The following is a 15,265-nucleotide window of genomic DNA, read 5'->3' as shown; positions in this document are numbered from 1 at the left end:
CTATGACATGGCTTATAAAACGTTGATTGGACATCAGCACTATGTGTTTAATGATTTAAAAACTTTAATGGCAAAAGCAACCCCGCTGCGCTCAGGTGATCAACTTGCAGGTGTTGCGGCGGAAAATGCCACTGAACGTGTTGCCGCACAAATGGCATTGGCCGATGTTCCATTGAAGCAGTTTTTAACTGAAGCGCTGATCAGCTATGAACAGGATGAAATAACCCGCCTGATTATCGATGAGCACCGTAGTGATTTATTTGCGCCTATTTCACATTTTACCGTAGGAGACTTTCGTAACTGGCTACTCAGTGAAGATGCGACTACGCAGAAATTACAACAACTTGCGCTCGGTTTAACCCCTGAAATGGTGGCTGCGGTGAGTAAGATTATGCGCAATCAAGACCTCATCTTGGTTGCGAGTAAATGTGAAGTCGTCACCCAATTTCGCAACACCATCGGTTTAAAAGGTCATCTCTCGACCCGTTTACAACCGAATCATCCGACCGATGATCTCTTGGGGATATCTGCTAGTATTTTGGATGGCTTGATGTATGGCAATGGCGATGCCGTCATTGGGATTAATCCTGCAACCGATAACCTACAAAATTTATCGGAGCTGCTCAAACTACTCGATCATGTGATTCAAGAGCATCATATTCCAACCCAGTCTTGTGTGCTGACGCATATCAGTTCGGGGATTCAACTGGCAGAGAAAAATGTGCCGATTGATTTAATGTTTCAGTCGATTGCAGGCACTCAGCGCGCCAATGAAGGTTTCGGCATTAATCTCGAATTACTGCGTGAAGGCTATGAAGCAACACTGGCTCTCAAGCGTGGGACTGTGGGACAAAATGTGATGTATTTTGAAACAGGTCAAGGCAGTGCTTTATCTAGTAATGCGCATCACGGCGTAGATCAGCAAACCTTAGAAGTCCGTGCCTATGCAGTAGCTCGTAAATTTAACCCACTACTGGTAAATACTGTGGTTGGGTTTATTGGCCCAGAGTATTTATACAATGGCAAACAAATTATCCGTGCAGGCTTGGAAGACCATTTTTGTGGCAAGCTCCTAGGCTTACCTATGGGCTGCGACATTTGCTATACCAACCATGCCGATGCCGACCAAAATGACATGGATGTACTACTCACCCTTTTCGGTGCAGCAGGTTTGAACTTTATTATGGGCATTCCGGGTTCGGATGACGTCATGCTGAACTATCAAACCACGTCATTTCATGATGCGCTGTATTTAAGGCAACTTTTAGGCTTAAAAGCCGCACCTGAGTTTGATCTGTGGTTGGCAGAACAAGGCATCTTTAAACAACAGCAGCAGCACATTCTCTGGCCAGAACATATCCCGCCACAATTTGAAAAACTTTTACATATATAAGGAGCAACTTATGTCACTTGTTCCTCTAGAAAACTATCAATCTGAACAGCATCAGGATGTTTGGGAAAACTTAAAGAAATTTACCGATGCTCGTATCGCCATTGGACGTGCAGGCTGTAGCATCCCGACCCATGAACTGCTGAAATTTCAACTAGCACATGCGGAAGCGCAAGATGCGGTACATCAAGCTTTAGATGTCGAACACTTAGTTGCAAGTTTTAATACACTAGGTTTGGATAGTCTGACGGTACACAGTCAAGCTGAAAATAAACAAGAATACTTAAAACGTCCTGACCTAGGTCGCCTGTTAAGTCCAGCTTCACAACATGGCTTAGAGGTCTTTAAAGCCAGTAACCCGCAAAACTATGATGTCTGCATTGTGATTGGTGATGGACTATCTGCACGGGCAATTGAAGAAAATGCAGTGCCTTTTATTCAACACCTTATCCCGCAGTTGCAAGCGGAACACTGGAGCATTGCACCGATGGTTATTGCTACTGGAAGCCGAGTCGCTTTGGGTGATCCAGTTGCAGAGTGCCTACACGCGACTATGCTCGTGATGCTGATTGGCGAAAGGCCTGGCCTAAGCTCACCTGATAGTATGGGCATTTACTATACATGGAAAGCAGCCTCAGGTACGTTGGATGCTAAACGGAACTGTATTTCAAATGTTCGACCTGCGGGCTTAAGCATTCCTGTTGCAGTACAACGGCTAATGTCTCTCATGCGTGGCTCTAAGAAACTCGGTTACTCAGGTGTAGACTTAAAAGATGAACATAAAATGGTGAGTCTAGACACGGAACATGCGCCTAAGCGTTTATTTTAATTTGAAGCAGATCAGCCGTGATTTTACGGCTGATCTTAAATAGCATGTTATGTTGATTTAGTTTTTTTAGCTTGCTTTATTCAGCGCTTGTTCTACAAAATGTAGGCGATCTTGGCCCCAATACATTTCATCACCCACAAAGAATGTCGGTGCGCCGAAAATGCCACGTTGAATGGCCTGTTCTGTTTCAGTGATCAGTTTTTGTTTCACCACATCCGACTGAACCATACTCATAATATCTTCTACAGAAAAGCCACTTGGTTCTAGCACTTCTGCCAAGACAGTAGGTTCATTCAGATTTTGTGGTGTACCAAACATCGCATCGAATAAAAGTTTTAAAACTTGCTCAAACTTTTCTAGATGCAACAATTGAACGCCTGTCAAAATGCGCATTAGGGTTAAAGTGTTCATTGGAAAATGCGGATTCATTTGCATTGGGATATGGTAATACTCCGCCCAGCGCTGCATATCTAAGATTGAATAAACCCCTTTGACAGGAATCTCTATCGGACTACGATTACCTGTTGCTTTAAACACCCCGCCTAATAAAATAGGCTTATACACAATCTGAATCTCTTGCTGCTCTGCTATTTGCAGTAAACGATAGTAGGCCAAATAGCTATATGGGCTGCCCAAATCAAAATAAAATTCTACGCTTTTCATGCTTTGTCCTTTTACCACGTTTCCATCCAAGGTCTTAAATCTAACTCATGCGTCCATGCATCGCGCGGTTGCTGCGACAAATGCCAATAATTTTCTGCAATATGCACGGGATTTAATATGCCATCCTGTTCTTTGCGCGCGTACATGTCAGGAAAAGTGTCTTTAATAAAATCGGTATCAATTGCACCATCCACCACCACGTGTGCCACATGAATATTTTTCGGGCCGAGCTCACGCGCCATACTTTGGGCTAAGGCACGCAGTGCATGTTTCGCCCCTGCAAAAGCGGCAAAGTTTGCAGCACCCCTTATTCCAGCAGTTGCACCCGTGAAAATAATGCTCCCATGTTCACGCACGACCATACGCTTCGCCACTTCACGCCCTGTCAAGAACGCACCGAAGCAAGCCATTTCCCAAATTTTAAAATACTTACGTGCAGTTTCTTCTAAAATACTACATGGCACATTCGCCCCAATGTTAAACACTAAAACATTGATTTCACCAATATTGGCTTCAATTTCTTCTACCAAAGCGATGACTTGATCTTCTTTACGTGCATCAGAAGCAAAGCCATATGCAAGACCACCTTCGGCTTCTATCTCTGCAATTAAGGGCTGGAGTTTTTCGGCATTTCTTCGCGTCATGCAGGCGATGTATCCACCACGTGCAAAACGTTTCGCGATTTCGCCCCCTGTAGCATCTCCTGCGCCAATCACTAACGCGACTTTCTTTTTAGCATCAGCCTTTTGCAACTGCTGTTCTGGCTGTAATTCATCCATAAATACACTCCCTCTATAAAATAACGATCGTTATCATAACGATCACTATGTTATAGTTTTCAGCATCAGTCAATTTTATTTTGATGAAACTCCTATGCGCTATAAAACAGGCTATAAAGAAGAAAAACGTCAAGAGCTGCTTAAAATCAGTGCTCAACTGGCCAAGAAGCAAGGCTTTGCCAATACTGGCGTCGACGGTTTTATGAAAGCGGCTCAAATGACCAGCGGTGCTTTTTATTCGCATTTTTCATCAAAACATGAATTATTTGAAGCACTGATCGAGTCCGAGTTACAACACAGCTTTCAAGCATGGCAAGCCAATCCGCATGACAACCTCGAAGAGTGGATTGACTTCGAAATTGAACGTTATTTAGCGCTGTCTCATGTGCAACGCCCAGATCAAGGCTGTGTTATTCCCTCTCTTGCAGCCGAGGTAGCACGTAGTAGTGAAACAACAAAACTGTGTTTTCAACAGGAAATGCTTCGTGGTCACGCACTCTTTACACAACATCTAGGCAGTGAAACACAAGCTTGGGCGGTACTGTGTCAACTGGTCGGTGCAATCGTCATGGCGCGCAGCATGGCGGATGAACATGTACAACGAGAAATTTTAAGCTCAAGCAAATGGATGATTAAAAATATGCTACAGCTCAAGTAAAATCTTGGATTGAATTTATAGTTTTTTTCTAAATATTTTCTGATTTTTTGCCTTCAACTTCTGCGCATTTCCCTGTACATTTTTACACTCCTTTACCCCCCCTGTGAACGAGCCTGCTATGACGACACTACCCGATACCATTTACGCGATTCAGCATCTTGCTTTTGAAGATTTGGGTGCATGGGAAGATGTGTTATATCAATTGGGTTATCGGGTACGATATTTCGAAGCAGGCAAAGATGACTTAGCTAAAGCGTTAAACTACACAGGTCTAACCGTCATTTTAGGTGGACCGATTGGAGTATATGAAACTGAAGACTACCCTTTCTTACAAAAAGAAATAGACTTACTCAAAGTTCGTTTAGAAAAGAATTTACCCACTTTAGGCATTTGCTTAGGTGCACAATTAATTGCACATGCACTCGGTGCAAAAGTATATGCAGGTCATAGCAAAGAAATTGGCTGGAGTCAGTTACAGCTCAATATCGTTGAACATAACCCATTACAAACACTGGTAGGAACTGAAGTCCTACATTGGCATGGCGACACCTTTGAACTCCCTGCTCAAGCTGAACTGTTGGCCAGCTCAGAAGTTTATCCCAACCAAGCTTTTCGTGTAGGCAAAAATATTCTAGGCTTACAGTTCCATCCTGAAGTCGCAGCGGATGGTTTAGAAAAATGGCTAATTGGGCATACTGCTGAACTTCGTCAAGCAAACATCAATATTCCAGCATTGCGTGCAGACAACCAACGCTGTGCAGCTCAACTAGAACATGTCTCTGGACAAGTTTTGGCAGCATATTTAAAAGCACTGGTTTAATAATTCAGCCATAATCCGTCAATGCGCCTATTGCTCTAAATTTTAAGTTTAGAGCAGACATAAAAAAGCACCTCTATGAAGGTGCTTTTTTGGTAGATATCGCTTATTTTGCAGCAGCTTTAGGCTGTGGAACTGATGCTTCAGTGGTGATATTCACAGTGATTTTATCACCCACGTTTGGCACGTATGCGCCTACACCAAAAGCAGAACGGTCAAATGAAGTGGTTGCATTGAAACCAATTGACTGTGCTTTGGTCATTGGGTGCTCACCTTGCTTATTCAACACGGCATCTAAAACGACAGGCTTTGTCACATTTTTAATGGTTAAATCACCTGTGATTTTGTATTTGTTTGCACCAACCGCTTGTACTTTTGTACTCTTGAAAGTGATCTTTGGATATTTTGCTGCATCAAAGAAATCCCCGCCTTGCAAGTGCTCATCTAAAGCTTTTACGTTGGTGTTTAAGCTAGATAAAGGAATCGTTACATTCACCGATGAATTTCCAGGTTTTGCATTATCAACATTAATTACACCCTGAATGTCGCTGAAGTTAGCAGATGGAGTTGAAAAACCAAAGTGGCTCCATGTGAAAACTGTTGCTGTATGTGTAGGGTCAATTTGATAGGCCACAGGTTTCGCCATAGCAAATGTAGTCGCAGTTGCAACAGCCAAACCGATTGTTAAAGCTTTAAAGTTCATGTTTTTATCTCACATTGGAATACTGCTTAGTCTATAGAGTTCTACAACGAATACATCTATAAAGATAAAACGATATGTTGCAACTTTAGAACGATATAATTGTTTTTAAATGTAGCGACTTACCTACACCTGATATTGAATAAAACCCGTCTTCTTCACGACTTTATTATAAAGTTGTTGTGCGACCAAATTGTCCTGATGGGTGAGCCAATAAACCCGATCACAGGCTCGCTTTTCGGTATGCATTTTGACGTGTTCGATTAAAGCTCTTGCAATTCCTAGCCCATGATAGTCCTCATGGGTAAACACATCTTGTAAGTATGCGTACTATCATGCTCTATCACATCCACAATGCCTACAAGCCGACCTGCTATATAAGTGCAGCAAACCATACATATATAGTCAAACTACTTTATTATCCATACATTATTATAAGAAAACTCTAAATAATTCATCGACTTATTTGTATTTGTTTTATAATGATTTGACTATATTCACGCTTAGAATCAGTCAGTTTATGCCACGTGTTTTCAGATATCTGTTCCAATAAATCAACCTGATAAAATGCCTGATAAGCTTGCCATAGTGTAACCCAGATCGACTGATCGATTTCTGTCAGTGGCACAATTTGAATATTTCGTACTTCCATTTGGCTCTCAAAGTACTATTTATTTTTGTAAGGCTTATATTTAAGCTAAAATCACCACAAAGAAAAAGCCTTATTGAATCGCTTCAATAAGACTTCTTTTAGACGTGACAACCATCATAGTTTTTCAATCAGAATCCGATCAATCAACTTCATACCTGTCTGCTTTTCATGGTTTTTACGACGGATCTTAATTTGCTTATCTTCTGCTAAATCTTGCAATAACAGTTCAACAGCAACCATCGCCTCCAAAGGTAGATCTGGTCCAATCCACTTCTGTTCGCCCGCATCCATCAATACAACTTCATCATGAATTTGATCGTACAAGCTCATATCATCACCTAAAATTTATGCAGCTACTTCAGCAGCAGCTTGCATATTATATACGCCATTCAAAATAAAAGACGCCCCTAAACTGGAGCGTCCTTCAAACAGTTAATTTTAAAAATTAAGCTGTCAATTCTTTTACCGCAGCAACAACTGCTTCAGTGGTAATACCGAAGTATTGGTATAAGTCTTTCGCAGGTGCAGATTCACCATAAGTCGTCATACCAATTACACGACCGTCTAAACCTACAAACTTCCACCAGTAGTCTACGTGCGCTGCTTCAACAGCAACACGCGCACGAATATTTGATGGAAGAACCGCTTCACGGTACGCTGCATCTTGCTTCACAAATTCTTCTGCACATGGCATAGACACGACACGCACACCTTCAAGTTGAGCATGTGCTTCCATTGCTAAAGATACTTCAGAACCCGTCGCGATAATAATCGCTTTTAATTCGCCTTTTTCTTCAGCCAATACATAACCACCTTTCGCTACATTTGCAATTTGTGCATCTGTACGTGTTTGGAATGGTAGGTTTTGACGAGAGAAGATCAACGCAGTTGGGCCTTCTGAACGTACAAGTGCAGATTTCCAAGACACCGCTGCTTCAACTGTGTCACATGGACGCCAAGTATTTAAGTTTGGTGTACCACGTAAAGACGCAATTTGCTCTACAGGTTGGTGCGTTGGACCATCTTCACCCAAACCAATTGAGTCATGTGTATATACATGGATTACACGTTGTTTCATTAACGCAGACATACGTACTGCATTACGCGCATATTCCATAAACATGAGGAATGTTGCAACGTAAGGAATGAAACCACCGTGAAGCGCAACACCGTTTGCAATGGCAGTCATACCAAACTCACGTACGCCATAGTGTACGTAGTTACCTGCTGGATTGTCTTGAACGCCTTGGCAACCTTTCCAAAGTGTTAAGTTAGAGCCAGCTAAGTCCGCAGAACCGCCTAATAATTCAGGCAATAATGGACCGAAAGCTTGTAATGTGTTTTGGCTTGCTTTACGTGTAGCAATGGTTTCCGCTTTTGCATTGGTGTCAGCAATAAACGCATCTGCTTGAGCAAGGAATTCAGCTGGCAATTCACCTGAAAGGCGACGTTTCAATTCAGCTGCTTCAGTTGGATATTTTGCTGCATATTGAGCAAATAATTCATTCCAAGCTGCTTCAGAAGCCGTCCCTTTTGCTTTTGCATCCCATGCTGCATAAACGTCAGCAGGAATTTCAAATGGACCTTCAGTCCAGCCCAATGCCTCACGTGTTAATGCAATTTCGTCATTACCTAGCGGTGCACCGTGGCAGTCTTCTTTACCTTGCTTATTTGGTGAACCTAGACCAATAATCGTTTTACAGATAATGATCGTTGGTTTTTTCGTTTCAGCTTTTGCTTGCAAAGTTGCAGCACGTAATGCATCTGCATCATGACCATCAGCTTTAAGTACTTGCCAACCATACGCCAAGAAACGTTGCTCTGTATCGTCAGAGAACCAACCTTCTACTTCACCATCAATCGAAATACCGTTGTCGTCATAGTAAGCAATTAGTTTACCTAGACCTAGTGTGCCTGCAAGTGAACATGCTTCGTGAGAAACACCTTCCATTAAACAGCCATCACCTAAGAAGCAGTAAGTGAAATGATCAACAACACTCATCTCATCTTTGTTGAACTGTGCTGCTAAAGTTTTTTCAGCTAGAGCAAAACCAACTGCGTTTGCAATCCCCTGACCAAGCGGGCCAGTCGTAGTTTCGATACCTGGTGCATAACCTAATTCTGGGTGACCTGGCGTTTTAGAGTGCAGTTGACGGAATGCTTTTAAATCTTCAATTGATAAATCATAGCCCGTAAGGTGCAATAACGCATATTGCAGCATAGAGCCATGACCATTTGATAGTACAAAGCGGTCACGGTTCGCCCATTGAGGGTTAGTCGGGTTATGGTTAAAAAACTCACGCCATACCACATCAGCGATATCAGCCATCCCCATTGGCGCACCTGGATGTCCAGAGTTTGCTTTTTGCACAGCATCCATTGCCAATACACGAATTGCGTTTGCAATACGACGTTCGTTAAGCGGGGTTGTCATAGGTCAGAGTCCAAACAAATGATTTAAAGAGTAAGATGAATAGAATTCAAAGATAGGTGTATTGTCTTAAAAAAAGAGGAATGGGTAAAGCCTAATGGACAATATTTCGCTATTTATTCATCATCAATGTCTAATAAATGCGGGCATTGCCTAAAATCACAACAATTTCACTCAGAAATGTCTCTCTCGCTTTTCTCCAGTTCAAATTCTACACGATAGAATCATCAGCTTTTAAAAGCAAAGCTCAGCCACCCTATTCACTAATCAGAACAAACCGTTATCCTTGAGTATCAAACACATCACAAGATACATTTGTATTTTTTACATACAATTAAACATTCATGGTGAATTTTATTCACCTTTTTAAATTATTCATGAATTAGTACAAATTATAGATTATTTTCTGATACTTATTTTGAGCATTTTTATTTACCAACTTAACACCCAAGCCAAAAAAAACTCAAACAAACTATTGTTTTACAATTAGATATAACCAAAGCACAAAATCTCATGATACGCACCCATAAACTTTGAATCAGAACCCGTTATTTTGTCATTTCGAACTAAAAATAAACGCTATATCAATTTTTTAGATGCTTATATCAGATAAAAAGTCGTTGAATTGAAATAAATTCAGTCATTTTGGTCGTGTAGAACTGGCTCAAACGGCTAAGTCGATGTACCATATTGCGTCTTTTAAATTAACTGTGATAGGACTTATGCGCGAGTACGCTGTATTTACCTCGGAATCTGTAAGCGAAGGCCATCCAGATAAAATGGCTGACCAAATCAGTGATGCTATCTTGGATGCGATCTTAAAAGAAGACCCATATGCGCGGGTTGCTTGTGAAACGCTTGTAAAAACGGGTGCGGTAGTACTTGCAGGTGAAATCACAACAACTGCAAATGTTGACTTTGAAGCGATTGTTCGTCAAACCGTAAATGGCATTGGTTACCACCATTCTGACCTTGGTTTTGATGGTTCAACATGTGCCGTGATCAACATGATTGGTAAACAGTCACCAGAGATTGCTCAAGGTGTAGACCGTCAAAAGCCTGAAGATCAAGGTGCAGGTGACCAAGGCTTAATGTTTGGTTATGCAAGCCGTGAAACTGACGTGCTTATGCCTGCTCCAATTTCATATGCACACCGTTTAATGGAAAAGCAAGCTGAGCTACGTCGTAGTGGCGCTTTACCATGGTTACGTCCAGATGCAAAAAGCCAAGTGACTTTTGCTTATGAAAATGGCATGCCTGTTCGTTTAGACGCAGTCGTATTATCTACCCAGCACGATCCTGAAATTTCTCAAAGCAACTTAAAAGAAGCTGTGATTGAAGAAATCGTGAAAAAAGTGATCCCTGCTGAAATGTTCCATGCAGACACCAAATTCCACATTAATCCAACAGGAATGTTTGTGATTGGTGGTCCAGTGGGTGACTGTGGTTTAACAGGTCGTAAAATCATTGTAGACACTTACGGTGGCATGGCACGTCACGGTGGTGGTGCTTTCTCTGGTAAAGATCCATCTAAGGTTGACCGTTCTGCTGCTTACGCAGGTCGTTATGTTGCGAAAAACATCGTAGCTGCGGGCCTTGCTGACAAATGTGAAATTCAAGTGTCTTATGCCATTGGTGTGGCTGAGCCAACATCTATTTCGATCAATACCTTCAATACAGCAAAAGTATCTGAAGAGTTGATCATTGCATTAGTCCGTGAACACTTCGACTTACATCCATACGGGATCACTCGTATGCTTGACCTCATTCAACCGATGTATAAGCAAACTGCTGCTTATGGTCACTTCGGTCGTGAAGGTTCAGATACAGCATTTACGTGGGAAAAAACCGACAAAGTGGAAGCACTTAAAGCTTCAGCTGGTCTATAAGTTTGATCCTAAAAGAAACCCGCTTAATGCGGGTTTTTTTATTTGAACTGATGGAAAATAGCCCATCAGTTAAGTCGTGAAGTCATTGAACCTCACTACTTGGGTTTGTTGTCATGATTGAGCACATCAAAGAGCGAAGTCACGGCAGCGGGTTCGCTGTTTCGGTCGGCCAAATAGACTTGTACAGATTTAACAATAATCGCTGCTGCAAGACATGCAACAATACAGAAAATCCAAAATCCAAAAGGACTTCGAATATTATGTGATCCACAGTTTGGACAGTCTTTATCTGTTGATGCGACAACTGTTTCACAACATGCGCAGTGGTATTGATAGAGCATCGCTTTACCCCTTTGTTTTTGTCCTTTCTTGTTTTTATTGTCCATCACCCTGCCTCACAGAATGTTAGATTCATTTATCTTATGTGAGTATTTGTTGAGACTCAAGCGCCATTCACCTGAAGTGATGTCAGCAACGGCTTACACTGAAAGATTAATCAATTGATTTAACGCATATTCCTCTTTATAACACCGAATCATGACAATTTCATTTTGTAACATAATAGTTTTTGACGTATTCCAAAGTATTTGCTCGAAACCCTTTAGTTTTCTCGCGATTGTTTATTAAAATAACATGCAACGATGAGGAAGAAAGAATGGTTCAGTTGATTAAAAAAGGCGGTTTACGCGAACGTGCCAACCGCAGTCGTAGCTATAAGGGCTCAGAAAATACCGAAGCGACATTGCAGCCCAACCGCTATGCGCAAAGTAAAAAAGACGAAGTGTCTAGCTTGGAACAGGCCCCATCATCTCAAGAGCTTAAAAATGACTTAGATGTAGATTGCAAGAGCATTGTACCAAAGCCATAAAGCAAAAATCAGGAACAACCCGCCAGAAAAAATGTCGATATAACTCCCTGAACGTTGGTATGCCGCCTTAATTTTAGGTAATGACAAAAGCAGCATTAGCAATGCAAAAGTCATAAAAGTTTGGATTGGAATAATGACCGCGAGTTGCATTTTTAAATAGGAACTTGCGCTAGAACTTAAGGCTAGTGAAAACACACTACTGAAATAAATCAGCGTTTTCGGGTTAGACAAGTTCGTCAGTAAACCTGACATGAAATAATGGTTTGCCTTTGGTGGAGGCAGTTTTTGACCATCATCTAGCAAGGCTTCTTGCTGCATTGTATTGAGGCCAGCTTTCAACATCAGCCACCCCATACGTGCAAGGAACACCCCACCAATCACCATCAATACCTGTTGAATCCATGGCATTTTTTCGATGAGTACGGTAAAACCTAACAAGGTTAAAACCACCCAAACGACGATGCCAACAGAAATACCTAAGATCGTTTTTAAAGTGTTTTTTTGTGTGGTCGAAGCTGAACTTTTGGCAATCAGTAAAACATCAGGACCAGGACTTAGCTGCGCAACAAAATGCAATGCGCAAATCGTGAAAAGCAATGACATAAAAAACGGCATAAATTTTAAAAAATAATTATATCGTTTGTTATATTTATTTTAAATCATAAGCACTTAAAACATTTTCATAAAGATAAAAAAAGCCGAGTTAGAACTCGGCTTTAAAATTAGGGATGAAATTATTTATTCACATCTTTCATTTCAATTTTTTTCGCCTCTGGCGTAACTTCTCGTGCTTCGCCATCAATAATACTAGAGTCACGATAAGTTGAACCGCCCTGCTGTTGCTGCATTTCTTGCATCTGACGCATGATATCTGCAAATGGGTTTTGACCTTGAGCACCACCGCCCATGCCATTCATATCCCCCATCATGCCACCCATCATTTTTTCCATCATCGCTTGCTGACGTTTCATCATCACGTTCATCAGCGCGCCCGTCATGGCTTTTTGTACTGCTGGAATAAGCAATAACACGGCAACCACATCTGTCACCAAGCCAGGAATCAACAAAAGAAAACCCGCAATGATTTTTGGCAGATTGTTTGTTAATGCAGGATCTGCACCCATCTGGCCCGCTTGCATTTGCTGCATTTGTGGCATTAAACCTGCTGAATACTTACGAATCAGGCTCATACCAATAAAGAAAGCGGCAATAAACCAAAAGAACACGTACCACATGCTACCAACGAGGTCGCCCACGCCAATCCATACAAAGACTTCGAGAATGACACCAGCTAATATAAAAAGAAATAATTTCATGAAAATTAATCTAATCTCAACAAAATGAATAAGGTGCAAGAATCAAGTGCTCAATCTACATCAAGCTTTTTTGATACGCTTATGTAACAATATGGGCATATTATTTTTTTTAAAGGGCAAGCATGTCATTAATTATTGGTATTGACCCCGGTTCTCGCCTCACAGGCTACGGTATTATTCAAAAAGAAGGTCAAAAACTAATTTTTGTCGATGCTGGCACCATTCGTACCGAAGCTGCTGATATGCCTGAACGGCTAAAACGTATTTTTGCAGGGATTGATCGTATTGTAAAATTTCATGGCCCAACTGAAGCCGCAGTTGAGCAAGTATTTATGGCACAAAACCCTGACTCCGCACTGAAACTGGGGCAAGCACGTGGTGCTGCTATTGCTGCACTGGTCAACCTTGACCTACAAGTTGCAGAATACACCGCACGTCAGATTAAACAGTCGGTGGTCGGTTATGGCGCTGCGGACAAAGAACAAGTACAAATGATGGTGATGAGACTCCTAAACCTGAGCATCAAACCACAGCAAGATGCCGCCGATGCTCTCGCTGCTGCCATCTGTCATGCACATGCTTCAGGCAGTATGACCAAGCTTGCTGTACTCAATGCTCTTGGCGGTATGGCGCGCGGACGCAGCCGTAGTAGCTCTCGTCGACGCTAAGTGTTAAGTGACATAGTCTTTAAAGTCTTTACGCATTTCACGTACCGATGGTGCTTTGGGATAAGTTGCTATCAGCATTCTTCCCGAAATGCGTAAATTTTTCTTTTGAGCAGGATCGATACGTATAAAGACCAATTCTTCTGGCTCATTGCGATGGTTGATCTCACAAATCATAATGGTGTAGTTTTTTTCGATCACTTTATAACGACTAAATGCCTGCTGTACGATTTGCTTAAAATTTTTCTGTCCACCTGATGGTGCAAGTTGGGTGTAAATCACCAGCAATATGCATGCACCAACCACCAAGGCCACTAGTAAGTATTTATCCATTCTTCCTCCCCACTTTTACCATTATTCGAAGTCTTTAAATTTTAGGCTTGATTGCGTTATATCGCATTTTCTTAGTACTCAATAGTTCTTATGCTACTTCAATATTCTTACTTGGAAGCATTTACTTTATTTTCTTCTATCTGAAAAGAATTAAATAATTTTAAAGAATCACGCTGAATTTTTTCCCAATGTGGAAGTAATTCAGCATGAAAATAAACATTTAAATAACTTGTATTAAATCCATAATCTGGCACATGACTACTTAACTTACAATCACTTTCGCCAGTCTTAAAATAAAGACATTTAATTACTAAACTGACTCCTTTCCCCTTTTTCTCTTGCCAAAAAACCTTTTTTGCGACATTTCCAACTCTGTCAAAACTTATTTCATAAAGACCTAGATCTGGATTAAATACTTTATTTTTATTAGGGTCTGTTGACATTTACTGTTCATAATTAGCCCTATAAAGGTAGCCATAAAAATATACAGGCTAAAGCAACAGAACTTTGATAATTTCTTTTGAGCTTGTCATATCGAGTAGCTATTCCTCTAAATTGCTTTAATCTACAAAACATATTTTCAACTAAATGCCTGATTTTATATAAATACCAGTCCATATGGTCATTGTTCGATTGGCTATTTGTTTTCTTTGGTATATTCGCTTTAGTCCCTGTTTTCCTGATCTGTTCACGCAGTGGTTCTGAATCATAGCCTTTATCTGCACATACCACTTTTGTCTCTTTTAAATCTAATGTTGATATTAAATCAGGTGCAACTTTAACATCATGTGTGGTTCCATCGGTAATCATGAAATCAATAGGATTGCCATGTGCATCAACAATCAAATGTATTTTTGAGGAGTTTCCTCCTACACTTTTAGAAATAGATTGATTCGCTATGCCGGCAGAATGTTGATGAGCACGTACATGAGAGCCATCAATAAAAATCCACTCCATATCGGGGCATGAGGCTAGTAATTTGAATAATCTAAGTAACTTACCGCTGCTTGACCAACGATTAAAACGTTTGAAAATAGAGTTTGAATGACCAAAACAAGAAGGAATATCTCGCCACGGACAGCCTGTTCTAATTCTATAGAGAATAGCTTCAATAAAATTGCGTAAATTTGAGTTGTGGTGAATGGATAAATTACGCAGAATAACTTTCAACTTTTGCCAGTGTTGATCTGTCAGCATGGTACGAGGCATAGCGAATAGTAAAATTGGGTTTGGCGATTTGATTTTACTACTTCGCTATTTTTTTAAGCTAAAAGT

At 41.0% G+C, this 15,265-nt stretch carries 18 protein-coding genes and 1 pseudogene; 7 read left to right on the top strand and 12 right to left on the bottom strand.

Annotated elements, in window-relative coordinates:
• Window positions 1-7: 7 nt before the first annotated feature.
• Both AC4CUZ_RS11470 and eutC read left to right on the top strand, forming a co-directional pair.
• Complete coding sequence (locus tag AC4CUZ_RS11470; protein WP_114836911.1) at window positions 8-1,393, top strand: ethanolamine ammonia-lyase subunit EutB; 1,386 nt, start codon at window positions 8-10, stop codon at window positions 1,391-1,393.
• Window positions 1,394-1,403: 10 nt separating this feature from the next.
• A complete protein-coding gene (gene eutC, locus AC4CUZ_RS11465; protein ID WP_078425000.1) occupies window positions 1,404-2,219 on the top strand; it encodes an ethanolamine ammonia-lyase subunit EutC in 816 nt (271 codons plus the stop codon).
• A 66-nt stretch (window positions 2,220-2,285) separates the two neighbouring features.
• Here eutC and AC4CUZ_RS11460 read toward each other — a convergent pair whose 3' ends face one another.
• Both AC4CUZ_RS11460 and AC4CUZ_RS11455 read right to left on the bottom strand, forming a co-directional pair.
• Window positions 2,286-2,882, bottom strand: coding sequence for a 2-hydroxychromene-2-carboxylate isomerase (locus tag AC4CUZ_RS11460; RefSeq protein WP_279043781.1), 597 nt, complete (start codon window positions 2,880-2,882; stop codon window positions 2,286-2,288).
• Between the two features lie 11 nt (window positions 2,883-2,893).
• Entirely contained in the window at window positions 2,894-3,661 is a 768-nt protein-coding gene (locus AC4CUZ_RS11455) for an SDR family oxidoreductase (RefSeq protein ID WP_490747608.1), read from the bottom strand.
• Window positions 3,662-3,755: 94 nt separating this feature from the next.
• On the opposite strand from AC4CUZ_RS11455, the gene AC4CUZ_RS11450 reads away from it, so the two are divergent.
• Window positions 3,756-4,319, top strand: coding sequence for a TetR/AcrR family transcriptional regulator (locus AC4CUZ_RS11450; RefSeq protein WP_490747607.1), 564 nt, complete (start codon window positions 3,756-3,758; stop codon window positions 4,317-4,319).
• A gap of 118 nt (window positions 4,320-4,437) precedes the next feature.
• A complete protein-coding gene (locus AC4CUZ_RS11445) occupies window positions 4,438-5,139 on the top strand; it encodes a glutamine amidotransferase (protein ID WP_279690013.1) in 702 nt (233 codons plus the stop codon).
• 103 nt (window positions 5,140-5,242) lie between these two features.
• Here the strand turns inward: AC4CUZ_RS11445 and AC4CUZ_RS11440 are convergent, their stop codons facing one another.
• The 4 genes and pseudogenes from AC4CUZ_RS11440 to tkt all read right to left on the bottom strand — a co-directional run bounded on the left by AC4CUZ_RS11440 (window position 5,243) and on the right by tkt (window position 8,922).
• On the bottom strand, window positions 5,243-5,839 hold the full coding sequence (locus AC4CUZ_RS11440) for a YceI family protein (protein WP_490747606.1): 597 nt from the start codon (window positions 5,837-5,839) through the stop codon (window positions 5,243-5,245).
• A 123-nt stretch (window positions 5,840-5,962) separates the two neighbouring features.
• Window positions 5,963-6,488, bottom strand: a pseudogene (locus AC4CUZ_RS11435) (GNAT family N-acetyltransferase).
• Window positions 6,489-6,602: 114 nt separating this feature from the next.
• Window positions 6,603-6,818, bottom strand: coding sequence for a hypothetical protein (locus AC4CUZ_RS11430; RefSeq protein WP_004696769.1), 216 nt, complete (start codon window positions 6,816-6,818; stop codon window positions 6,603-6,605).
• Window positions 6,819-6,933: 115 nt separating this feature from the next.
• Window positions 6,934-8,922, bottom strand: coding sequence for a transketolase (tkt, locus tag AC4CUZ_RS11425; RefSeq protein WP_279045414.1), 1,989 nt, complete (start codon window positions 8,920-8,922; stop codon window positions 6,934-6,936).
• Between the two features lie 719 nt (window positions 8,923-9,641).
• Between tkt and metK the strand changes: the two genes are divergently transcribed.
• Window positions 9,642-10,808 carry a methionine adenosyltransferase gene (gene metK, locus AC4CUZ_RS11420; protein WP_490747605.1) on the top strand — a complete coding sequence of 389 codons (1,167 nt, stop codon included), beginning with the start codon at window positions 9,642-9,644 and terminating at the stop codon, window positions 10,806-10,808.
• A gap of 95 nt (window positions 10,809-10,903) precedes the next feature.
• Here metK and AC4CUZ_RS11415 read toward each other — a convergent pair whose 3' ends face one another.
• Window positions 10,904-11,149 carry a hypothetical protein gene (locus AC4CUZ_RS11415; protein ID WP_005401120.1) on the bottom strand — a complete coding sequence of 82 codons (246 nt, stop codon included), beginning with the start codon at window positions 11,147-11,149 and terminating at the stop codon, window positions 10,904-10,906.
• Between the two features lie 314 nt (window positions 11,150-11,463).
• Here AC4CUZ_RS11415 and AC4CUZ_RS11410 point away from each other — a divergent pair, with 314 nt between their 5' ends.
• Window positions 11,464-11,676, top strand: coding sequence for a hypothetical protein (locus tag AC4CUZ_RS11410; RefSeq protein WP_490747604.1), 213 nt, complete (start codon window positions 11,464-11,466; stop codon window positions 11,674-11,676).
• On the opposite strand, the gene AC4CUZ_RS11405 is transcribed toward AC4CUZ_RS11410, so the two are convergent.
• Together AC4CUZ_RS11405 and AC4CUZ_RS11400 are read right to left on the bottom strand one after the other, a co-directional pair.
• Window positions 11,638-12,279, bottom strand: coding sequence for a LysE family transporter (locus AC4CUZ_RS11405; protein ID WP_490747603.1), 642 nt, complete (start codon window positions 12,277-12,279; stop codon window positions 11,638-11,640). The two genes, AC4CUZ_RS11410 and AC4CUZ_RS11405, sit on opposite strands and share 39 nt — an antisense overlap.
• A gap of 131 nt (window positions 12,280-12,410) precedes the next feature.
• Window positions 12,411-12,992 carry an FxsA family protein gene (locus AC4CUZ_RS11400; protein ID WP_195728039.1) on the bottom strand — a complete coding sequence of 194 codons (582 nt, stop codon included), beginning with the start codon at window positions 12,990-12,992 and terminating at the stop codon, window positions 12,411-12,413.
• Between the two features lie 122 nt (window positions 12,993-13,114).
• Between AC4CUZ_RS11400 and ruvC the strand changes: the two genes are divergently transcribed.
• Window positions 13,115-13,660: a crossover junction endodeoxyribonuclease RuvC gene (gene ruvC, locus AC4CUZ_RS11395; RefSeq protein WP_004984936.1), complete on the top strand. Its 546-nt coding sequence runs from the start codon at window positions 13,115-13,117 to the stop codon at window positions 13,658-13,660.
• A 3-nt stretch (window positions 13,661-13,663) separates the two neighbouring features.
• Here the strand turns inward: ruvC and AC4CUZ_RS11390 are convergent, their stop codons facing one another.
• The 3 genes from AC4CUZ_RS11390 to AC4CUZ_RS11380 all read right to left on the bottom strand — a co-directional run bounded on the left by AC4CUZ_RS11390 (window position 13,664) and on the right by AC4CUZ_RS11380 (window position 15,199).
• A complete protein-coding gene (locus AC4CUZ_RS11390; RefSeq protein ID WP_151836738.1) occupies window positions 13,664-13,990 on the bottom strand; it encodes a hypothetical protein in 327 nt (108 codons plus the stop codon).
• Between the two features lie 107 nt (window positions 13,991-14,097).
• Window positions 14,098-14,433, bottom strand: coding sequence for a hypothetical protein (locus AC4CUZ_RS11385; protein ID WP_490747602.1), 336 nt, complete (start codon window positions 14,431-14,433; stop codon window positions 14,098-14,100).
• A gap of 19 nt (window positions 14,434-14,452) precedes the next feature.
• Window positions 14,453-15,199, bottom strand: coding sequence for an IS5-like element ISAba31 family transposase (locus tag AC4CUZ_RS11380; RefSeq protein WP_005262957.1), 747 nt, complete (start codon window positions 15,197-15,199; stop codon window positions 14,453-14,455).
• Window positions 15,200-15,265: the final 66 nt, after the last annotated feature.

The organism is Acinetobacter sp. 789_lipA (genome assembly GCF_058242845.1).
This window is presented reverse-complemented; position numbering and strand designations above follow the sequence as displayed.